This is a genomic window from Enterobacter cloacae complex sp. FDA-CDC-AR_0132 (assembly GCF_003010695.1).
GTDB lineage: Bacteria > Pseudomonadota > Gammaproteobacteria > Enterobacterales > Enterobacteriaceae > Enterobacter > Enterobacter ludwigii.
This window is the reverse complement of record NZ_CP027618.1, coordinates 2,413,559-2,436,151: the sequence shown is the minus strand read 5'-3', so window position 1 is coordinate 2,436,151 and position 22,593 is coordinate 2,413,559. Positions and strand designations below refer to the sequence as shown.

Genomic DNA, 22,593 nt, shown 5'->3' with positions numbered 1-22,593 from the left:
CTGATGCCTTCACCTCGTCCCTCTCCACAGGAGAGGGTGCAAACACAAAACCGCCTCCGTGAAGACGGTTTAGCTGTTTATACCGCCGTCTGGAAGATAACCCCGTCAGCCTTCTCGGTGTACTGAGAGAGCTGGTCGAAGTTCAGATAGCGATAGGTATCTACCGCCGTCTTATCCACCTGAGCCACAAAGGTCTGGTACTCTTCCGGCGTTGGCAGTTTACCAATCAGTGCCGCAACCGCCGCCAGCTCCGCAGAGGCCAGGTAGACGTTAGCACCGGTACCTAAACGGTTCGGGAAGTTACGGGTAGAGGTGGAAACCACCGTCGCACCGTCAGCCACACGCGCCTGGTTACCCATACACAGGGAACAGCCAGGAATTTCGATACGCGCACCGCTCTTACCGAACACGCTGTAGTAGCCCTCTTCGGTCAGCTGAGCCGCATCCATACGGGTTGGCGGAGCCACCCACAGACGCGTTGGCAGCTGGCCTTTGTGGGTATCCAGCAGCTTACCGGCGGCACGGAAGTGGCCGATGTTGGTCATACAGGATCCGATGAACACTTCGTCGATCTTGTCGCCCTGAACGTCTGAAAGCAGACGCGCATCGTCCGGATCGTTCGGTGCACACAGGATTGGCTCTTTGATATCCGCCAGATCGATGTCGATCACTGCCGCGTATTCTGCGTCAGCATCGGCTTCCAGCAGCTGTGGATCCGCCAGCCATTTTTCCATGCCCTGAATACGGCGCTCCAGCGTACGACGGTCGCCGTAGCCTTCTGCAATCATCCACTTCAGCAGCACGATGTTAGAGGTCAGATACTCAATAATCGGTTCTTTGTTCAGCTTGATGGTACAGCCAGCAGCAGAACGCTCCGCGGACGCATCGGTCAGTTCGAATGCCTGCTCGACTTTCAGATCCGGCAGACCTTCAATTTCCAGAATACGGCCAGAGAAGATGTTTTTCTTCCCTTTCTTCTCAACGGTCAGCAGACCCTGTTTGATGGCATACAGAGGGATAGCATGCACGAGGTCACGCAGGGTGATACCCGGCTGCATTTTGCCCTTGAAGCGCACCAGAACCGATTCTGGCATATCCAGCGGCATCACGCCGGTCGCAGCAGCAAACGCCACCAGCCCCGAGCCCGCCGGGAAGGAGATACCGATTGGGAAACGGGTATGGGAATCACCACCGGTACCGACGGTATCAGGCAGCAGCATACGGTTCAGCCAAGAGTGAATAACACCGTCACCCGGACGCAGCGACACACCGCCACGGTTCATGATGAAGTCAGGCAGCGTGTGGTGCGTGGTCACGTCAACCGGCTTCGGATACGCGGCAGTGTGACAGAAGCTCTGCATCACCAGGTCAGAAGAGAAGCCCAGGCACGCCAGGTCTTTCAATTCATCACGGGTCATTGGGCCAGTGGTGTCCTGAGACCCCACGGAGGTCATCTTCGGTTCGCAGTACGCGCCAGGACGGACACCGGCGACGCCGCAGGCGCGACCCACCATTTTCTGCGCCAGGGAGTAACCACGATTGCTTTCCGCCACATCCTTCGCATGACGGAACACGTCGCTGTGCGGCAGACCCAGCGCTTCACGCGCTTTGGTCGTCAGGCCACGACCGATGATCAGCGGAATACGGCCACCGGCACGCACTTCGTCAATCAGCACGTCGGTTTTCAGCTCAAAACTCGCCAGCAGTTCGTTGGTTTCGTGGTTGCGCACTTCACCTTTGAACGGGTAAACGTCAATCACGTCGCCCATATTCAGGTTAGAGACATCCACTTCGATCGGCAGTGCGCCCGCATCTTCCATGGTATTGAAGAAGATTGGCGCAATTTTGCCGCCCAGCACCAGTCCGCCGCCACGTTTGTTAGGCACATGAGGGATGTCATCGCCCATGAACCACAGTACGGAGTTGGTCGCGGACTTACGGGACGAACCGGTACCCACTACGTCACCGACGTATGCCAGCGGGAAACCTTTTTCCTGCAGAGCTTCGATCTGTTTTATCGGGCCAACGCTGCCCGGCTGATCCGGCTCAATACCTTCACGGGCGTTTTTCAGCATCGCCAGCGCGTGCAGAGGAATATCAGGACGAGACCACGCATCCGGTGCCGGAGAGAGGTCATCGGTGTTAGTTTCACCGGTCACTTTGAAGACGGTAACGGTGATTTTTTCAGCCAGTGCAGGACGGTTCAGGAACCATTCGGCATCGGCCCAGGATTGCATAACCTGTTTCGCGTAGGCGTTGCCGGCTTTGGCTTTTTCTTCCACATCGTAGAAGTTATCGAACATCAGCAGCGTTGAGGAGAGCGCTTTGGCGGCAATCGGTGCCAGCGTGTCGTTATCCAGTGCGTCAATCAGCGGATGAATGTTGTAGCCACCCTGCATGGTACCGAGCAGTTCAATAGCTTTTTCAGGAGTAACCAGTGGGGAGGTTGCTTCGCCTTTGGCGACGGCGGCAAGGAATCCGGCTTTTACGTAGGCAGCTTCATCTACGCCAGGCGGTACACGGTTGATCAACAGATCTAACAGGAATTCTTCTTCGCCCTTAGGCGGGTTCTTCAGCAGCTCGACGAGCGCGGCCATTTGGGTTGCATCTAAAGGTTTGGGTACAATTCCCTCGGCGGCACGTTCTGCTACGTGCTTACGGTATTCTTCTAGCACGACGGTTCTCCTCGCTCTCATTGTCATATGCGGCGGGCGTTCTCTTCACGCTCCTGTGAGACAGCAGTTTGTAGGGTAAATGCCCGATACCGCGTCGGGCAGCATAGCAGGATTTCTGCACAGTGTTAATCCGTTTACAAAAAAGCAACATTAAAAAATTTGCTGAATCGTTAAGCATGGTGTAGCGGGCAGGTGCAACGAATTCTGACTGCAAAAACCGTGAGTGCGACCTTCTGAATATTCCGGCGGCATTTCAGCCATCCGATATAATTGTGTAATAAATACTCACACTCTTTATCCGGACGTACCGGATGATTCCCCACAAAAGTCAAAACAGTAAAAGACGGGTGATTGATACTCACGCCAACCGTAACGCCTCACGGCACAGCGCTTGTCTCGTTGGAGTCATTTTATGAAGTTGCCCTTTAAGCCACAACTGCTTGTCCTTCTGTGCAGTGCCGGGCTGTTTGCCGCCTCAGGCGTCATGTTCGTTAAAAGCCGCGCAACGGAGCCTGTGGCTCCTGCCCCCGTCGCACAACAACCGGCTGCGCCGCCTGCCGCTCAGCCAGCACCGGTCGTCGCGCCAGCCTACACGGCCGCGCAAATTGATCAGTGGGTTGCCCCCATCGCGCTCTACCCGGATGCCCTGCTATCGCAAATTTTGATGGCTTCGACTTACCCGGCCAACGTCATCCAGGCGGCACAGTGGTCAAAAGACAACCCTAAACTGCAGGGCGATGCCGCCATTCAGGCCGTGGCGAATCAACCCTGGGATCCGAGCGTGAAATCACTGGTGGCGTTTCCTCAGTTGATGTCCCTGATGGGCGAAAATCCACCCTGGGTGCAGAGCCTGGGCGACGCGTTTCTCGCGCAGCCGAAAGATGTGATGGATTCCGTGCAACGTCTGCGTTTGCTGGCGCAGCAAACCGGTGCATTGCAATCAACACCGCAGCAAACGGTCACCACCGAGACAAAACCGGCCCCGGCGAAAACGGCCACCGGCCAGACAACAAGCACCGCCACGACGTCAGCCCCGACGGTCATTAAAATTGAGTCCGCCGACCCGCAGGTGGTTTACGTTCCCACCTACAACCCGAATACCGTGTATGGCACCTGGCCGAACACCGCTTATCCGCCCGTCTATTTACCGCCCTCCCCGGGAGAGCAGTTTACGGACAGCCTGGTCAAAGGCTTAGGGTTCAGCCTGGGCGTGGCGACCACCTACGCTATTTTCAGCAACATCGACTGGGATGATGACGATGACTGGGATCACCACCATGATGACGACTGGGATCACCACGGCGGTTATAACCGCAACGGTGATAACAACATCAATATCAACGTTGAGAACTTTAATAAAATCAGTGGCCAGCGCCTGACGGACGCCAACCGCACCTGGCAGCATAACCCGGCCTATCGTGAAGGAGTGCCCTATCCCACCAACACGCTCAACAATCGCTTCCACTCAACGAACACGGCAACGGGGCTAAGCGCAACGCAGCAAAAACCGATCAACCGGGACAGCCAACGGCAGGCTGCGCTGAGCCAGATGGAGAAATCAACGGGAAAAACCTTCCCGCAGACCGCGCGTCCGGGCACCAAAGATGCACAGCGTCAGGCGTCAACCGCCCAGCTGAAGCAAATTTCCCAGCGCAACAACTACCGGGGCTACGACACCAAACCGCAAACGGCACAGCGGACAGCCGCTAAGACGCGAGACAGCCGCCCGACCACCACGCAAAGGCAAGAGAAACGGGTTTCGCAGCCTGCGCGGAGTAGCCAGCCGCGCGCCAATGCGCTCAGCGGTAACGACAGTCGTTCCGCCAACTGGCAAGCCCAGCAGCAGCGAGGTGCCCAGAGCCGGCAACAGGCTGCCCGCCATCAGCAACCGCGCCAGATGTCTACCGGGCGTGCTGAACACCGTGAATTCCGTCACCGTTAAGGAAGCCGACATGAAAAGCAAATTACTCAGTGGGATCGCGTTATTCATGCTGTCGGCCGCCGCAATGGCGCAGCAATCTTTCAGCACGCCAGACCAGGCAACCGATGCGCTGGCCAGCGCCATCAGTGAGCAAAATGAAAGCGCGATGAACACCCTGCTCGGTGAGAACTGGCGTGATTTCCTGCCGCCGGAAGGGGTGGATCCTGATGCCGTGGATCGCTTCCTGCGCGACTGGAAAGTGCGGCACAATACGGTCGTTGACGGGAATAAGGCACATCTTGTGGTCGGTGACAGCGACTGGCAGCTACCGATTCCGGTGATCAAAACCGCCTCTGGCTGGCAATTTGATATCAAAGAAGGGGCGGAAGAGATCCTGACCCGCGAGATTGGCCGCAACGAGCTCGCCGCCATCGAGGCGCTGCACGCGTATGTGGATGCACAGCAAAGCTATTTTGCGCTGAACCAGAAATATGCGCAGAAGATTGTCAGCTCAGCCGGCAAAAAAGACGGCTTATACTGGCCGGCCTCGCCCGGCGAAGCCCCCAGCCCACTCGGTCCGGCCTTCAGCCCGAAAGAACCCGGCACTGGCTATCACGGCTACCGTTTTCGCATCCTGCCGGATAAAAATGGTTTTGCCATGGTGGCCTGGCCAGTCAGCTACGGCCAGACGGGCGTGATGAGCTTTGTAATAAACCAGACCGACAAGGTGTACCAGTCGGACCTCGGCAGCGAGTCAGAGAAGAAAGCGCAGGCGTTACCTGCTTATCACCTGGATCACACCTGGCAACCGGTCGCCCCATAACGCAGGCAAAAAAAACGCCTCCGGAGGAGGCGTTTCGCAATCATGAAGAAACTTATTTCTTCTTCGCTTTCGCGTTAGGCAGGTCGGTGATGCTACCTTCGAACACTTCTGCCGCCAGGCCAACAGACTCGTGCAGAGTCGGGTGAGCGTGGATAGTCAGCGCGATGTCTTCAGCGTCACAACCCATTTCGATAGCCAGACCGATTTCACCCAGCAGCTCGCCGCCGTTGGTACCGACAATCGCACCACCGATCACACGGTGAGTCTCTTTGTCGAAGATCAGTTTGGTCATACCGTCTGCGCAGTCGGAAGCGATAGCACGGCCAGAAGCAGCCCACGGGAAGGTGGCGGTTTCGTAGCTGATGCCTTTCTCTTTCGCTTCTTTCTCAGTCAGACCCACCCATGCCACTTCTGGCTCGGTGTAAGCGATAGATGGGATCACTTTCGGATCGAAGTAGTGTTTCATGCCGGCGATAACTTCAGCGGCAACGTGACCTTCGTGAACACCTTTGTGCGCCAGCATTGGCTGACCGACGATATCGCCGATAGCAAAGATGTGCGGCACGTTGGTGCGCAGCTGTTTGTCAACGCGGATGAAGCCACGGTCGTCCACTTCCACGCCTGCTTTGCCCGCGTCGAGGTTTTTACCGTTCGGCACACGGCCGATAGCCACCAGCACTGCGTCGTAACGCTGTGGTTCGGCAGGGGCTTTTTTGCCTTCCATGGAAACGTAAATACCGTCTTCTTTTGCTTCAACGGCAGTCACTTTGGTTTCCAGCATCAGGTTGAATTTCTTGCTGATACGTTTGGTGAAGACTTTAACGATGTCTTTATCGGCAGCCGGGATAACCTGGTCGAACATTTCAACCACGTCGATCTCTGAACCCAGCGCATGGTACACGGTACCCATTTCCAGACCGATGATACCGCCACCCATAACCAGCATACGCTTAGGTACGGATTTCAGCTCCAGCGCATCGGTGGAATCCCACACGCGTGGATCTTCATGTGGAATGAATGGCAGCTGAATTGGACGGGAACCCGCAGCGATGATCGCGTTGTCGAAGTTGATAACGGTTTTGCCGTTTTCGCCTTCCACTTCCAGGGTGTTCGCGCCGGTGAATTTACCCAGACCGTTTACCACTTTCACTTTACGGCCTTTGGCCATACCTGCCAGACCACCGGTCAGCTGAGTGATAACTTTCTCTTTCCAGGTACGAATCTTGTCGATATCGGTTTTCGGCTCGCCGAAGACGATACCGTGTTCAGCCAGTGCTTTGGCTTCTTCGATAACTTTCGCAACGTGCAGCAGAGCTTTAGAAGGGATACAGCCTACGTTCAGGCAAACACCACCGAGGGTGTTGTAGCGTTCTACGATTACGGTTTCCAGACCTAAATCAGCGCAACGGAAGGCAGCAGAGTAACCCGCCGGGCCTGCCCCAAGTACCACGACCTGAGTTTTGATTTCAGTACTCATCATGACCTCTTATTGATTTCCGGCGGTCCAGGTACTTGTCGCCCTTCATCCACCGGGACGTTCTATCCGCCCGCAGTTTACAAAATTGTTAACAATTTTGAAACAACAAACGGCTCACGAATTGTCGCTTTTCGCCAATAACCTCACAGACCACATGAGATTAACAGAAAAAAGCCGGCCGACTGGCCGGCTTTTCGATTACATCACCAGGCGGCGAATGTCGCTCAGGGTGTTGTTGATGATGGTGATGAAACGCGCACCATCAGCACCGTCGATCACGCGGTGGTCGAAGGACAGAGAGATTGGCATCATCAGACGCGGCACGAACTCTTTGCCATTCCATACCGGTTCCATCGCGGACTTGGACACACCGAGGATAGCCACTTCCGGCGCGTTAACAATCGGTGCGAAGTGGGTAGTACCCAGGCCGCCGATGCTGGAGATAGTGAAGCAGCCGCCCTGCATTTCGCCGGCAGTCAGCTTACCATCACGCGCTTTTTTGGAGATGGTGGTCAGTTCACGGGACAGCTCAGTGATGCTCTTCTTGTTCACGTCTTTGAAGACCGGAACAACCAGACCATTTGGCGTATCAACCGCAACACCGATGTTGATGTATTTCTTCAGCGTCAGCTTCTGGCCATCTTCGGACAGGGAGCTGTTGAAGCGTGGCATCTGCTCAAGCGCCGCAGCAACGGCTTTCATGATGAAGACGACTGGGGTGAATTTCACATCCAGTTTACGCTTCTCAGCTTCGGCATTCTGCTGTTTACGGAACGCTTCCAGATCGGTGATATCCGTTTTGTCGAAGTGCGTAACGTGCGGGATCATCACCCAGTTACGGCTCAGGTTGGCACCAGAGATTTTCTGGATACGACCCAGTTCCACTTCTTCGATTTCACCGAACTTGCTGAAGTCCACTTTCGGCCATGGCAGCATGCCCGGGATACCGCCGCCAGCGGCAGCAGCAGGGGCAGCTTCAGCGCGTTTCACCGCGTCTTTCACATAGGCCTGAACGTCTTCGCGCAGGATACGACCTTTACGGCCAGTCCCTTTCACTTTCGCCAGGTTTACACCGAATTCGCGCGCCAGGCGACGAATCAGTGGCGTAGCGTGAACGTAAGCGTCGTTCTCAGCGAACTCAGATTTACCTTCTGCTTTTGCAGCAGGGGCAGCAGCAGGTTTAGCCGCCTGAGCCGGTGCAGCGGCAGGTGCTGGTGCAGCAGCGGCTGCCGGAGCAGCAGCTGGCGCAGCGCCTTCCACTTCGAAGACCATGATCAGAGAGCCCGTAGACACTTTGTCGCCGGTGCTGATTTTGATCTCTTTAACGGTACCCGCGAATGGCGCGGGTACTTCCATAGACGCTTTGTCGCCTTCAACGGTGATCAGTGACTGTTCAGCAGCAACTTTGTCGCCCACTTTTACCATCACTTCGGTGACTTCAACTTCGTCACCACCGATGTCAGGTACGTTGACATCTTTCGCACCGCCAGCAGCAGGTGCAGCGGCCGGCGCTGGCGCAGCAGCCTGAGCAGGCGCGGCAGCAGGTGCAGCACCTGCCACTTCGAAGATCATGATCAGAGAGCCGGTAGAAACTTTGTCACCGGTGTTGATCTTGATCTCTTTAACCGTACCCGCGAATGGCGCCGGCACTTCCATAGAGGCTTTGTCGCCTTCTACGGTGATCAGGGACTGCTCAGCCGTAACGGTATCGCCCACTTTCACCAGGATTTCAGTGACTTCTACTTCGTCACCGCCGATGTCAGGCACGTTGACTTCTTTTGCCGCAGCAGCTGCTGGTGCAGCAGCCGCAGGAGCAGCTTCTTTCTTCTCTTCCTGCGCAGGTGCAGCAGCTGCTGCACCGTCGGCGGAATCGAAAATCATGATCAGTTTGCCAGTCTCGGTTTTATCGCCAACAGAGACTTTGATCTCTTTAACGATGCCAGCCTGAGGAGACGGAACTTCCATAGAGGCTTTATCGCCTTCTACAGTGATCAGCGACTGTTCAGCTTCAACTTTGTCGCCCACTTTGACCAGGATCTCGGTGATTTCAACTTCATCAGCCCCGATGTCCGGTACTTTGATTTCGATAGCCATTCTTCTTTTACCTCTTACGCCAGACGCGGGTTAACTTTATCTGCATCGATGTTGAATTTGGTGATTGCGTCCGCAACCACTTTCTTATCGATTTCGCCACGTTTAGCCAGTTCGCCCAGTGCTGCTACAACCACGTAAGATGCATCCACTTCGAAGTGGTGACGCAGGTTTTCGCGGCTGTCAGAACGACCGAAGCCGTCAGTACCCAGTACGCGGTAATCATCAGCCGGTACGTAAGTACGAACCTGCTCAGCGAACAGTTTCATATAGTCAGTAGACGCAACCGCAGGCGCGTCGTTCATCACCTGAGCGATGTATGGAACGCGTGGCGTTTCCATTGGGTGCAGCATGTTCCAGCGCTCACAATCCTGGCCATCACGCGCCAGTTCAGTGAAGGACGTTACGCTGTACACGTCAGAGCCAACGCCGTAGTCGTTCGCCAGGATCTGTGCCGCTTCACGTACGTGACGCAGGATAGAACCGGAGCCCAGCAGCTGAACTTTACCTTTGCTACCTGCAACGGTTTCGAGTTTGTAGATACCTTTACGGATACCTTCCTCGGCACCTGCTGGCATGGCCGGCATGTGGTAGTTTTCGTTCAGCGTGGTGATGTAGTAGTAAATGTTCTCTTGCGCTTCACCGTACATGCGCTGCAGACCGTCATGCATGATGACTGCCACTTCGTACGCGTAAGACGGGTCGTAAGAGATACAGTTAGGGATAGTCAGAGACTGAATATGGCTGTGACCATCTTCGTGCTGCAGACCTTCACCGTTCAGGGTCGTACGACCAGAAGTACCACCGATCAGGAAGCCGCGAGCCTGCTGGTCGCCTGCCTGCCAGCACAGGTCACCGATACGCTGGAACCCGAACATGGAGTAGTAAATGTAGAACGGGATCATCGGCAGGTTGTTGGTGCTGTAAGAGGTCGCAGCAGCCAGCCAGGATGCGCCGGCGCCCAGCTCGTTGATACCTTCCTGCAGGATCTGACCTTTCTCGTCTTCTTTGTAGTAAGCAACCTGTTCACGGTCCTGCGGGGTGTACTGCTGGCCGTTCGGGCTGTAAATACCGATCTGACGGAACAGACCTTCCATACCGAAAGTACGCGCTTCGTCGGCAATGATTGGAACCAGACGATCTTTGATCGACTTGTTCTTCAGCATCACGTTCAGGGCACGAACGAAAGCGATAGTGGTAGAGATCTCTTTGTTCTGCTCTTCCAGCAGCTGAGAGAAATCTTCCAGCGCTGGCAGTTCCAGCTTCTCGGTGAAGTTAGGCTGACGAGCTGGCAGGTAGCCTTTCAGCGCCTGACGACGTTCGTGCAGGTACTTATGCTCTTCAGAACCTTCAGGGAAGGTGATGTAAGACAGGTTTTCTACCTGCTCATCGGTCACTGGAACGTTGAAACGGTCGCGGATATAACGCACGCCGTCCATGTTCATTTTCTTAACCTGGTGAGCGATGTTTTTACCTTCTGCGGTATCACCCATGCCGTAACCTTTGATGGTATGGGCCAGGATTACAGTCGCTTTACCTTTGGTTTCACGCGCTTTTTTCAGTGCAGCGTAAATTTTCTTCGGATCGTGGCCGCCACGGTTCAGAGCCCAGATCTGTTCGTCAGTCCAGTCTGCAACCAGTGCTGCGGTTTCAGGATATTTACCGAAGAAGTGCTCACGAACGTAGGCACCGTCTTTGGATTTGAAGGTCTGGTAGTCACCGTCAACGGTTTCGTTCATCAGCTGGATCAGTTTACCGCTGGTGTCTTTACGCAGCAGTTCGTCCCAACGGGAACCCCACATCACTTTGATCACGTTCCAGCCAGCACCGGCGAAGATGCCTTCCAGTTCGTTGATGATCTTGCCGTTACCGGTTACCGGACCATCCAGACGCTGCAGGTTACAGTTGATGATGAAGCACAGGTTGTCCAGTTTCTCACGGGTCGCAATGGTGATTGCGCCTTTCGATTCTGGCTCATCCATCTCGCCATCGCCCAGGAAGGCGTAGACGGTCTGTTCAGAGGTGTCTTTCAGACCACGGTGTTCCAGATATTTCAGGAATTTAGCCTGATAGATAGCACCGATTGGGCCCAGACCCATGGATACTGTCGGGAACTGCCAGAATTCTGGCATCAGTTTAGGGTGTGGGTAAGAAGACAGACCTTTACCGTGAACTTCCTGACGGAAGTTGTTCATCTGCTCTTCAGTCAGACGACCTTCCAGGAATGCACGTGCATAGATGCCCGGAGAGATGTGGCCCTGGAAGTACACCAGATCGCCGCCGTCTTTCTCGTTAGCTGCACGGAAGAAGTGGTTGAAACACACTTCGTAAACGGTCGCAGAAGACTGGAAGGACGCCATGTGGCCACCCAGCTCCAGGTCTTTCTTGGACGCGCGCAGAACGGTCATGATGGCGTTCCAGCGGATTGCAGAACGGATACGGCGTTCCAGATCCAGATTGCCCGGGTATTCCGGTTCGTCTTCAACGGCAATCGTGTTTACGTAGTTGCTAGCCCCTGCACCTGAAGCAACCTTCACACCGCCTTTGCGGGCTTCAGAAAGCAGCTGATCAATCAGATACTGAGCACGCTCAACACCTTCTTCACGGATGACCGATTCGATCGCCTGTAGCCAGTCGCGAGTTTCGATCGGATCCACGTCATTTTGGAGACGTTCTGACATGGGGGTATTCCTTATCTATCTAATACGTTGATTTGTCTGGAACCTGTCCCATTGTGCTCTTGGGCAAGAACACAATAAGACAGGTTCTGCGTTTAGTTGCCGCGCTCTAAAAAACCCTGGCGCTTAATCCTTTCGTTGCTGTATGCGGCGTAATGAACGTTCGCGACGCGATTGTTCACGGCTGCGGTCCAGCAAGATTTCCTCAATGAAAGCCAGATGTCGGTGCGACGCTTCGCGCGCCTGCTCCGGTTCCCCGGCCATTATCGCCTCGAATACTCGGGTGCGATGGTTGCTTACCAATGGGAGCATGTCCCGACGGGCATACAACAATTCAAAATTCTGACGAACGTTCTGGGCCAGCATCGGCTCCATGCAGCGTAGCAGATGGAGGAGCACAACATTGTGTGCAGCTTCGGTGACGGCGATTTGATACTGGACAACGGCATTGGACTCGGCGTCTAAATCGCCGGATTGCTGTGCCCGTTCAATGGCCTGATGAAGTTCGCGGATACGCACGCGATCTTCATCAGTGCTACGAAGTGCGGCGTAATAGGCCGCGATACCTTCTAGCGCGTGACGGGTCTCAAGCAGATCAAACTGGGATTCTGGGTGGTCAGAGAGAAGTTCTACCAGCGGATCGCTGAAGCTCTGCCACAGGCTGTTTTGCACAAAGGTTCCGCCGCCCTGGCGACGAAGCAGCAAGCCCTTTGCTTCGAGACGTTGAATCGCCTCACGCAGAGAGGGACGTGAAACGTCGAACTGTTTTGCCAGCTCGCGTTCTGGCGGAAGTTTCTCACCCGGGCGCAGTGTCCCTTCGAGGATTAAAAACTCCAGCTGCTGCTCAATCACATCAGATAGTTTTGGTTGGCGAATTTTGCTGTAGGCCATATTCCCTGTCTTACGCCTTTTTGCCCGGAGTCAATTGGTCTTACCAATTTCAAGTTCGTATCGCTAAAGTAACAAAGTATTCACCTTCTGTCCATATTGGTTTTGATTGAAATCAGTAAACCCTGCACATTTTAACAACCTTACAGAAATAACGTTTCAGAAATGTAACTTCGCACAAATGAGTTAGTTACTCCCTTAGTGGGAGTTTTAACCTTAATGAAACGAGGGTTTTTGCAGTCTGAAGCGATTCAACAACGCAAAATATGAAATTTTGCCCACTTACGGAGCATTTCTATTCTATAGGTTGGGGTAAGAAGGGTTAGCGGGGTGATTTACAAATGCTTTCTTTTTATTCAACTCGTCATCGCCCCGTCATAAAGCAGGTGCAATCGCTGGCGCTTACCACTATTCTGGCGCTTACGGAAGACATCTCCGCTTTTTTCGGTCTCATTGACTGTAAAGAAATAAATACAGAAAACGGATATTCATAATTACACACGCGTCGCGTGAACATAACAACCACACACGAGGTTTCAAATGGAAGCTCAACAGCACGGCGATCAGCTAAAGCGCGGTCTGAAGAACCGCCATATACAGCTAATCGCACTGGGCGGTGCTATTGGCACTGGACTGTTTCTGGGAAGTGCATCCGTTATCCAGTCTGCCGGTCCCGGCATTATTTTGGGTTACGCCATTGCCGGTTTTATCGCTTTTCTGATTATGCGCCAGTTAGGTGAAATGGTCGTTGAAGAGCCGGTTGCGGGCTCTTTCAGCCACTTTGCCTATAAGTACTGGGGCAGTTTCGCCGGTTTCGCGTCAGGCTGGAACTACTGGGTGTTGTACGTTCTGGTTGCCATGGCTGAACTGACCGCCGTCGGGAAATACATTCAGTTCTGGTACCCGGAGATCCCCACCTGGGCTTCTGCTGCGGCCTTCTTCGTCATTATTAACGCCATCAACCTCACCAACGTTAAAGTCTTCGGTGAGATGGAGTTCTGGTTTGCCATCATCAAAGTGGTTGCCGTCGTGGCGATGATCATCTTTGGCGGCTGGCTGCTATTTAGCGGCAACGGTGGCCCGCAGGCCACGGTACGCAACCTCTGGGAACAGGGCGGCTTCCTGCCTCACGGCATGACGGGCCTCGTGATGATGATGGCAATCATTATGTTCTCCTTTGGTGGTCTGGAGCTGGTCGGCATCACCGCAGCTGAAGCTGACAACCCGGAACAGAGCATCCCGAAAGCGACCAACCAGGTTATCTACCGTATTCTGATTTTCTATGTGGGCTCACTGGCCGTTCTGCTCTCTCTGCTGCCGTGGACGCGCGTTACTGCAGACACCAGCCCGTTTGTCCTGATTTTCCACGAGCTGGGCGATACCGTCGTGGCGAATGCGCTCAACATCGTGGTGCTGACGGCGGCGCTGTCGGTCTATAACAGCTGCGTATACTGCAACAGCCGTATGCTGTTCGGCCTGGCCCAGCAGGGTAACGCGCCGAAGATGCTGCTCAACGTCGATAAGCGTGGCGTTCCGGTGAACACCATCATCGTTTCGGCGATCGTAACGGCGCTGTGTGTCCTGATTAACTATCTGGCACCGGAATCGGCGTTTGGCCTGCTGATGGCGCTGGTGGTCTCTGCCCTGGTTATCAACTGGGCGATGATCAGCCTGGCACACATCAAGTTCCGCCGTGCCAAGCATCAGCAGGGCGTGAAGACTCGCTTCCCTGCCCTGCTCTATCCGCTGGGCAACTGGATCTGCCTGCTGTTTATGGCGGGAGTGCTGGTCATCATGCTGCTGACCCCGGGTATGGCAATCTCGGTGTACCTGATCCCAGTCTGGGTTGCCGTTCTTGGTATCGGCTATCTGTTTAGCCAGAAAAGCCGCAACGCCCTGAAAGCTCACTAAGTCTCCCCCGCGGTATCTGCGTTTTGCAGGTACCGCGTGTTGTTACCTCCCTCACAGTTTCACGCCAACAGCGCATTTATCCATATCACCGCCCTGATACTGCAACGCATATATTCGTTTGCCAGCAAATAATTCTCTCCATACCGTAACCCGGAGAGCAGTCTATGGATAACGCTAAACTGTCAGTAAAAGAAAAGATCGGCTATGGGATGGGCGATGCAGGTTGCAACATCATCTTTGGCGCCATCATGTTGTTTGTTAATTATTTTTATACCGATATTTTTGGTCTGGCGCCTGCACTGGTCGGCGTACTGCTGCTGTCTGTCCGCGTAATTGATGCCGTAACGGATCCGATTATGGGGGCCATCGCCGACCGTACCCGCAGTAAATATGGCCGGTTTCGTCCATGGCTGCTGTGGATTGCCTTTCCCTATGCGCTGTTCAGCATCCTGATGTTCACCACACCAGAGTGGAGCTACAACAGCAAAGTTATCTATGCCTTCGTCACCTATTTCCTGCTCTCTTTAACCTATACGGCAATCAACATTCCTTACTGCTCGTTAGGCGGCGTGATTACCAACGATCCGCAGGAACGTGTTGCCTGCCAGTCCTATCGCTTTGTGCTGGTAGGTATCGCCACGCTGCTGCTGTCGCTGACGCTGTTACCGATGGCCGACTGGTTTGGTGGTGACAACAAAGCCAAAGGCTACCAGATGGCAATGACCGTGCTGGCGCTGATTGGTACCGGTATGTTCCTGTTCTGCTTCTATACCGTTCGCGAGCGTGTACGCCCGGCGGTACAGACTCATGACGAGCTGAAAAACGACCTGAAAGACGTGTGGAAGAACGACCAGTGGGTGCGCATTCTGCTGCTGACCCTGTGCAACGTGTGCCCGGGCTTTATCCGCATGGCGGCCACGATGTACTACGTGACCTGGGTTATGGGCCAGAGTACCCATTTCGCCACGCTGTTTATTAGCCTGGGCGTGGTTGGCATGATGCTCGGCAGTATGCTGGCGAAAGTCCTCACCGACCGCTGGTGTAAGCTGAAAGTGTTCTTCTGGACCAACATCGTGCTGGCGATTTTCTCCTGCGCCTTCTATTTCTTCGATCCGAAAGCCACGGTCACCATTGTGGTGCTCTACTTCCTGCTGAACATCCTGCACCAGATCCCGTCTCCGCTGCACTGGTCGCTGATGGCCGACGTCGATGACTACGGTGAGTGGAAAACCGGTAAGCGCATCACCGGGATCAGCTTCTCCGGTAACATCTTCTTCCTCAAACTGGGGCTGGCGATTGCCGGTGCGATGGTTGGTTTCCTGCTCTCCTGGTACGGTTATGACGCGGGGGCGAAAGCGCAAAGTCCGGATGCCATCAACGGCATTGTATTGCTGTTTACCGTGATTCCGGGCGTCGGGTATCTCATTACCGCAGGCGTGGTACGTCTGCTGAAGGTTGACCGCGAAACGATGAAGCAGATCCAGGAAGACCTCGAGAAGCGTCGCAACAATTATCGCGAGCTGAATAATTATCAGGAACTCAAAGCCGCTGAGACGAAATAAGGAAAGCCGAATGCACACCTGGCCAAACCCGTTTATTGAACAACGTGCCGACCCCTACATTCTGCACCACGAGGGGCTGTACTACTTTATCGCCTCCGTGCCGCAGTACGACAGGCTCGAGATCCGCCGCGCCGACTCCCTGGAAGGACTACGCGATGCCGAAGAGGTCGTGGTCTGGCGTAAACCGGAGACCGGGCCGATGAGCCAGTTGATCTGGGCACCGGAACTGCACCACATTGACGGTAAGTGGTATATCTATTTTGCCGCCACCCATACCCAGGCGCTGGACAGCCTCGGTATGTTCCAGCACCGTATGTTTGCGCTGGAGTGTGCGGACCACGATCCCCTCACCGGGACGTGGATCGAGAAAGGCCAGATTACCACCCCGTTCGATACCTTCGCACTGGACGCCACCACGTTCGTTCATCAGGGAAAACGCTGGTATTTGTGGGCACAAAAAGCCCCGGATATCGCCGGAAACTCCAACCTCTATCTGTGCGAAATGGCGAATCCGTGGACGCTCAAAGGCGAGCCGGTGATGCTCAGTAAACCGGAGTATGACTGGGAGTGCCGCGGATTTTGGGTCAACGAAGGTCCGGCAGTGCTGTTTCACGAAGATAAGCTGTTTATCAGCTACTCCGCCAGCGCTACGGATGAGAACTATTGCATGGGGTTACTGTGGATAGACATGAATGCCGATCCGCAAAATCCGGCGAACTGGCATAAAGCGTCGCGTCCGGTTTTCCGAACCAGCGTCGAGAATCGTCAGTTTGGGCCCGGGCATAACAGCTTTACGCAAACGCCGGAGGGAGAGGACGTGCTGGTCTACCACGCGCGAAACTACACCGAGATTGAAGGCGACCCGCTCTATGACCCGAATCGTCACACGCGTCTGAAACACGTGCGCTGGGACGAAAACGGGATGCCTGACTTTGGCATCCCGCCTGCTGATACGCTCTGACCGGTACGGCGCGCTGGCTTAGACCAGCGTGCCGTAAATGGTCAGCAACGCCACGACCACGACCACCACAAACGACGTTTTCTTCGCCATGGAGACGGCCGCTTTCGGCGTTTCAATCTTGTCGGTATGCGGCTCACGCGCCAGCGAGAACTGCGCCAGACGTGTTAACACCTGATACTGAGACGTGTGGCGGTCAGCAAGCGAAGCAAACCATGCTGGCAGCGCTTTTTCACCGTGGCCAATTAACGCATAAACGACGCCCACCAGACGTACCGGGAGCCAGTCCAGCACATGCAGAATGGCATCGATTCCCGACAATAAACGTTCATGCGGGGTAAGGTAACGGGCAAGCCAGGTCTGCCAGGCGCGCAGAAACGCATAGCCCATCAGCAGTACCGGTCCCCACGGACCACCCACCACAAACCAGAACAGCGGTGCCAGGTAGTAACGGAAGTTGATCCACAGCAGCGCATTTTGCAGTTCGCGCAAAAATTCACGCTCATCGCAATCCGGCGGCACGCCGTGGATCATCGTCAGCTCGCTCGCCATGGCGCCCCGCGCATGGGCATCGTCACGGGATGCGGCTTTCAGATAGGCGTGGTAGTGCATACGCACTTTGCCCGCGCCAATACAGAGCACGCCAAGCAGGATCCACACCACCAGCAGCGGCACGTTGAAAAAGAGGCCGTAAAGCGAACGCAGCAGTAAAAACGTTATAACCATCACGCCAGCGGTCATCAGCAGCGTGCGCAGCATGGAAAAATGTTTAATCCGGCGGAAAAGCACCTCCAGCCGGTGATCCAGATGCCAGTGCTCACCGAGTTTGAACAGGCGTTCAGCGATGATAACCAGCAGCATGGTAAACAACGTCATGTTATCTCCTTATTCTGACGACGCGGTAAGCATGGCGCGAAACCGGGGCCAGTCAAAAGCCGGGCCGGGATCGGTTTTTCTCGCCGGAGCAATATCGCTGTGTCCCGTAATATTCCCGGCTATCGCGGGATAGAGCCCAATCAGCGTTTGGGTTACAGCCACCAACTGTTGATACTGTGAATCGGTGTAGGGGGTGGTGTCAGTGCCTTCCAGCTCAATCCCGATGGAAAAATCATTGCAGCGTTCGCGTCCCTGGTACAGGGACACGCCGGCATGCCAGGCACGCTTATCAAAAGGGACGTACTGAACCACTTCGCCGTCTCGACGGATCAGACAGTGAGCCGACACGCGCAGATGCGCAATCTCAGCAAAGAAAGGATGGGCATCAGGATCCAGGGTCCCCGTGAATAATGCGTCGATCCACGGGCCGCCAAACTCACCCGGCGGGAGACTGATATTATGAACAACCAGCAGTGTGGGCTTTTCATCCTCCGGGCGGCAGTCGTGGTGCGGCGAGGGCACATGCCGCGCATCCACCAGCCATCCGTTTTCTAACAACATGCTGGAACTCCTTATGTATGGTGCTGTTACTCGGTTCAGAGTAGCATGTTTCAATATTATGATTCGTTACCAATTTGGAGTTTTATCATGCCGCCTCGCCGTTACAACCCCGACAACCGACGTGAAGCGCTTCTGGAACGTATTAATATGGATATTCCGGCAAGCGTTGCCCATGCCCTGAAAGAAGATCTGGGTGGTGACGTCAGCGCCGACAGGGATATTACCGCACAATTATTGCCAAAAGAGACTCGCTCACATGCGGTCATTATTACGCGCGAAGAGGGTATTTTTTGCGGTAAGCGTTGGGTTGAAGAGGTCTTTACCCAACTGGCAGGCGATGAGGTGCAGATCACCTGGCATGTCGACGACGGTGATGCGATTACGGCAAATCAGCCGCTGTTCGAACTTGATGGACCTTCCCGCGTACTGCTGACCGGCGAACGAACTGCGCTGAACTTTGTGCAGACGTTGTCCGGCGTGGCAAGCGAAGTGCGTCGCTACGTTGACCTGCTGGCGGGTACCCGCACGCAGTTGCTGGATACCCGCAAAACGCTACCGGGTCTGCGCACTGCGTTGAAATACGCGGTGCTCTGTGGCGGCGGTGCAAACCATCGTCTGGGGTTGTCTGACGCGTTCCTGATTAAAGAGAACCATATCATTGCCTCAGGATCCGTGCGTCAGGCGGTCGAAAAAGCCTTCTGGCTGCATCCGGATGTGCCCGTCGAAGTGGAAGTCGAAAACCTGGAGGAGCTGGAGCAGGCTATCAAGGCCGGCGCCGATATCATCATGCTTGATAACTTCGAAACCGGGCAGATGCGCGAGGCGGTAAAACTGACTAACGGCAAAGCCCAGCTTGAAGTATCCGGCAACGTGACGTTTGATACGATCCGTGAATTCGCCGAGACCGGCGTTGATTTCATCTCCGTTGGGGCGCTGACCAAGCACGTTCGCGCCCTCGACCTCTCGATGCGCTTCAAATAATGATCCTCCCCTCTCGTTGCGGAGAGGGGAAATTCACTCCCGCTCGCAAAACCATTGCCCTACCCTGCAACACGCCACGAATTCCCTGAAAGCCCCTTCACGTTCCTTTTTTTGCCCCTCGTTTCTGCGCTGTCTCACTGCCAGAGTAGCCCTACTTAACGTAAGGAGCAGACATGGACAGACAACAAGGATTCACACTCATTGAGCTGATGGTGGTGATCGGCATTATTGCCATTCTGAGCGCCATCGGCGTTCCCGCGTACCAGAACTACCTGCGAAAAGCAGCGTTGACCGATATGCTGCAAACCTTCATTCCCTACCGTACCGCCATTGAGCTTTGCGCCCTGGATCACGGCGGCGTGGAGAGCTGTGACGGAGGCAGTAATGGCATCCCGTCCCCCACCACTACCCGCTACGTTTCAGGCATGAACGTGGCGAAAGGCGTCGTGACCTTAACCGGCCAGGAGAGCCTTAACGGGCTGGAGGTGGTCATGACGCCACAATGGAGTGACGGCAACGGCATGACGGGGTGGACGCGTGACTGCAACATCGGTACCGACAGCGCGCTCAAGCAGGCCTGTGAAGACGTTTTCCGCTTCGACACCCACTGAGGAGCGGATGATGAATACCGATCAGCTTGTCGCACTTTGTCTGCGTCACCACGCCCTTCTGCTGAGTAGCGATAGCGACATGATTAGCATTGCCGTCGTGGGATACCCCGGCCCTGAACTGATGGAAGCCCTGCGTTTCGCTACCCAGAAACGGATTGATATCGAGTGCTGGAGCGCCGAGCGCATGGAAAAGCACCGGCAGTTAACCACACAAACGCATCTGCCCGTCGTTACGCCGACACACTCAGCGGTGGATATTCTTAACCACACGCTGCAGCAGGCGATAAACCAACGCGCTTCTGATATTCATATTGAACCGATGGAGCAGACTTGCCAGATTCGCCTGCGCATCGACGGCGTGCTTTGCCCGCAGCCCCCACTTTCAGCCGCGCTGGCCACCATGCTCAGCGCCCGGTTAAAAGTGCTGGGTAACCTCGATATTGCGGAGCGCCGCTTACCGCAGGACGGTCAGTTTACGATTGAGCTGGCAAACGAGCCGGTCTCATTTCGCATCGCCACGCTTCCCTGCAGCGGCGGTGAAAAAATTGTACTGCGCCTGCTGCATCAGGTTCAGCAATCTCTTGAGCCGGAAACGTTGGGGATGAATGCTAAACAGCTGGCCGGCTTTAGCGAAGTGCTCCACCAGCCGCAGGGGCTGATTCTGGTTACCGGCCCCACCGGCAGCGGTAAAACCGTGACGCTGTACAGCGCGCTGCAGGCTCGAAACACGCCGGATGTGAACATCTGTAGCGTGGAAGACCCGATAGAGATCCCGCTTGCAGGATTAAACCAGACGCAGATAAACCCGCGTGCGGGCCTTACCTTCCAGACGGTGCTGAGAGCGCTGCTACGTCAGGATCCTGACATCATTATGGTCGGCGAAATTCGTGATGGCGAAACGGCAGGGATTGCCATTAATGCCGCACAAACCGGGCATCTGGTGTTGTCGACGCTACACACCAACTCGACGGCGGAAACCCTGATCCGCCTGCAGCAGATGGGGGTGGCGCGATGGATGATCTCTTCCGCCCTCTCGCTGGTCATCGCCCAGCGGCTGGTGCGCCGTTTATGCCCCCATTGCCGTCAGGAAACCGACAAGCGGGCAGAACTGCCTCGCTCCGTTTGGCCCCGGCCGCTACCGCGCTGGCAACCCACCGGCTGTGAGCGCTGTTATCACGGTTTTTATGGTCGCGTCGCCATTTTTGAAGTGCTCGTCATTGACCAGACACTCCGGCAGGCCATTGCCAGCGGAGCGGGGTCTGAGGTGATTGAGGCCAGCGCCCGTCAGGCAGGAATGACATCCCTTTTCGAACATGGCTGTATGGCTGTTGAACAGGGACTGACCACGCTCGAAGAGTTGCTGCGTATCCTGGGAATGCCCGATGGCTGCTAATCACCTCTGGCGCTGGCGTGCGCTATCCGTTGAAGGAGAGCCCCGAAGCGGGGCTCTGTGGGCAACTGACCGCAATGCGGCTTTAGACAGGCTGATGCGCAAAGCGCTGCATCCTCTGACAATCACCCGCTGCACGCAGAGGTATCGCTGGCGACCACATCACCGCTACGAGGTATTTCACCAGCTCGCCACGCTTTTGCAGGCGGGCCTGACATTGTCTGACAGCCTGCAGATGCTGGCGGACCAGCATCCGATAACACCCTGGCAGGCACTCCTGCAAAGCCTTGCCGATGAGCTGAGTGAAGGATGCCCTTTTTCTGAGGCGCTGAAGCGCTGGCCCGCGGTATTTAGCCCACTGTATGTGTCGATGGTGAAGACCGGCGAGCTAACCGGAAAACTGGAAACGTGCTGCCGTGAGCTTGCCCAGCAACAAAAATCGCAGCAGCAACTCAGTGCGAAGGTGAAAAAGGCACTGCGTTACCCGATGGTAATTCTGGCTCTGGCAGTATTCGTGGTGCTGGCCATGGTCACTCTGGTCTTGCCAGAATTCGCCGCCATCTACAAAACGTTTAATACCCCGCTCCCGATGCTGACACAAATAGTCATGGGAATGGCAACGTTTATACAGTCCTATGCCCTCGCGCTGTTCGCGGGGCTACTCCTTCCCGTGCTCATCGCCTGGGGTTTGCGGCAGGATCCGCGCTGGCAACACGTACTGCTGCATATCCCCGTCATGGGCGCGCTGGCTAAAGGACAAAAGCTGGGGCAAATTTTTACCGTACTGTCGCTCACGCAGCAGGCGGGCATCGCTTTTTTAAAGGGTCTGGAGAGTGCAGAAGAGACGGTTGAGAGCAGGTACTGGCAGGGGATACTCCGCGCCATCCGGGAAGACATTGAAAAGGGTTATCCCCTTTGGGCATCCTTTCAAAAGGCGGCAGTTTTTACTCCGCTGTGTATTCAGCTATTGCGAACCGGCGAAACGTCAGGTGCGCTCGATATCATGCTGGTAAACCTGGCGCGTCACCACACAGAGCAAACCTTTCAGTCAGCAGATAACCTGGCTGCCGTGCTGGAGCCTGTACTGCTGATCGTGACGGGTGTGATTATCGGCACGCTGGTGGTGGCAATGTATCTGCCTATCTTCCATCTCGGGGATGCGATGAGTGCGGGATAACGCTGGCACACGG

The 22,593-nt window shown here is 55.2% G+C and carries 16 protein-coding genes; 9 read left to right on the top strand and 7 right to left on the bottom strand.

The window, feature by feature from the left end; translation table 11 throughout:
* Positions 1-77: 77 nt before the first annotated feature.
* A complete protein-coding gene (gene acnB, locus AM379_RS11780; protein WP_020882592.1) occupies positions 78-2,675 on the bottom strand; it encodes a bifunctional aconitate hydratase 2/2-methylisocitrate dehydratase in 2,598 nt (865 codons plus the stop codon).
* Between the two features lie 412 nt (positions 2,676-3,087).
* Here acnB and AM379_RS11765 point away from each other — a divergent pair, with 412 nt between their 5' ends.
* A complete protein-coding gene (locus tag AM379_RS11765) occupies positions 3,088-4,617 on the top strand; it encodes a DUF3300 domain-containing protein (RefSeq protein ID WP_106503734.1) in 1,530 nt (509 codons plus the stop codon).
* 10 nt (positions 4,618-4,627) lie between these two features.
* On the top strand, positions 4,628-5,419 hold the full coding sequence (locus AM379_RS11760) for a DUF2950 family protein (protein ID WP_020882590.1): 792 nt from the start codon (positions 4,628-4,630) through the stop codon (positions 5,417-5,419).
* Positions 5,420-5,471: 52 nt separating this feature from the next.
* On the opposite strand, the gene lpdA is transcribed toward AM379_RS11760, so the two are convergent.
* The 4 genes from lpdA to pdhR form a co-directional block, all read right to left on the bottom strand.
* Positions 5,472-6,896, bottom strand: a complete 1,425-nt coding sequence (gene lpdA / locus AM379_RS11755; RefSeq protein WP_020882589.1) for a dihydrolipoyl dehydrogenase — start codon at positions 6,894-6,896, stop codon at positions 5,472-5,474.
* Positions 6,897-7,094: 198 nt separating this feature from the next.
* On the bottom strand, positions 7,095-8,990 hold the full coding sequence (gene aceF, locus AM379_RS11750; protein WP_025205387.1) for a pyruvate dehydrogenase complex dihydrolipoyllysine-residue acetyltransferase: 1,896 nt from the start codon (positions 8,988-8,990) through the stop codon (positions 7,095-7,097).
* Positions 8,991-9,004: 14 nt separating this feature from the next.
* Positions 9,005-11,668, bottom strand: a complete 2,664-nt coding sequence (gene aceE, locus AM379_RS11745) for a pyruvate dehydrogenase (acetyl-transferring), homodimeric type (protein ID WP_014168653.1) — start codon at positions 11,666-11,668, stop codon at positions 9,005-9,007.
* 123 nt (positions 11,669-11,791) lie between these two features.
* Entirely contained in the window at positions 11,792-12,556 is a 765-nt protein-coding gene (gene pdhR, locus AM379_RS11740) for a pyruvate dehydrogenase complex transcriptional repressor PdhR (protein ID WP_013095596.1), read from the bottom strand.
* 537 nt (positions 12,557-13,093) lie between these two features.
* Here pdhR and aroP point away from each other — a divergent pair.
* The 3 genes from aroP to AM379_RS11725 all read left to right on the top strand — a co-directional run bounded on the left by aroP (position 13,094) and on the right by AM379_RS11725 (position 16,987).
* Entirely contained in the window at positions 13,094-14,464 is a 1,371-nt protein-coding gene (aroP, locus tag AM379_RS11735) for an aromatic amino acid transporter AroP (protein ID WP_014168651.1), read from the top strand.
* 164 nt (positions 14,465-14,628) lie between these two features.
* On the top strand, positions 14,629-16,026 hold the full coding sequence (locus tag AM379_RS11730; protein ID WP_014168649.1) for a glycoside-pentoside-hexuronide (GPH):cation symporter: 1,398 nt from the start codon (positions 14,629-14,631) through the stop codon (positions 16,024-16,026).
* Positions 16,027-16,036: 10 nt separating this feature from the next.
* The gene (locus tag AM379_RS11725; RefSeq protein WP_014168648.1) at positions 16,037-16,987 is read left to right on the top strand and encodes a glycoside hydrolase family 43 protein; all 951 of its coding nucleotides are present in this window, start codon (positions 16,037-16,039) and stop codon (positions 16,985-16,987) included.
* Positions 16,988-17,005: 18 nt separating this feature from the next.
* On the opposite strand, the gene ampE is transcribed toward AM379_RS11725, so the two are convergent.
* The gene (gene ampE / locus AM379_RS11720) at positions 17,006-17,860 is read right to left on the bottom strand and encodes a beta-lactamase regulator AmpE (RefSeq protein ID WP_025205391.1); all 855 of its coding nucleotides are present in this window, start codon (positions 17,858-17,860) and stop codon (positions 17,006-17,008) included.
* A gap of 9 nt (positions 17,861-17,869) precedes the next feature.
* A complete protein-coding gene (gene ampD / locus AM379_RS11715) occupies positions 17,870-18,421 on the bottom strand; it encodes a 1,6-anhydro-N-acetylmuramyl-L-alanine amidase AmpD (RefSeq protein ID WP_032679629.1) in 552 nt (183 codons plus the stop codon).
* Positions 18,422-18,508: 87 nt separating this feature from the next.
* On the opposite strand from ampD, the gene nadC reads away from it, so the two are divergent.
* From nadC to hofC, 4 genes are all read left to right on the top strand, one after another.
* Complete coding sequence (nadC, locus tag AM379_RS11710) at positions 18,509-19,402, top strand: carboxylating nicotinate-nucleotide diphosphorylase (RefSeq protein ID WP_032679628.1); 894 nt, start codon at positions 18,509-18,511, stop codon at positions 19,400-19,402.
* A gap of 173 nt (positions 19,403-19,575) precedes the next feature.
* Positions 19,576-20,013 (top strand): prepilin peptidase-dependent pilin, encoded by a 438-nt coding sequence (gene ppdD / locus AM379_RS11705; RefSeq protein ID WP_014168644.1) that lies wholly within the window; start codon positions 19,576-19,578, stop codon positions 20,011-20,013.
* 10 nt (positions 20,014-20,023) lie between these two features.
* Positions 20,024-21,406 carry a type II secretion system protein GspE gene (gene gspE / locus AM379_RS11700; RefSeq protein ID WP_106503733.1) on the top strand — a complete coding sequence of 461 codons (1,383 nt, stop codon included), beginning with the start codon at positions 20,024-20,026 and terminating at the stop codon, positions 21,404-21,406.
* Positions 21,396-22,580 (top strand): protein transport protein HofC, encoded by a 1,185-nt coding sequence (gene hofC / locus AM379_RS11695; RefSeq protein WP_032679626.1) that lies wholly within the window; start codon positions 21,396-21,398, stop codon positions 22,578-22,580. Before gspE ends, hofC begins: the two co-directional genes overlap by 11 nt.
* Positions 22,581-22,593 lie beyond the last annotated feature (13 nt).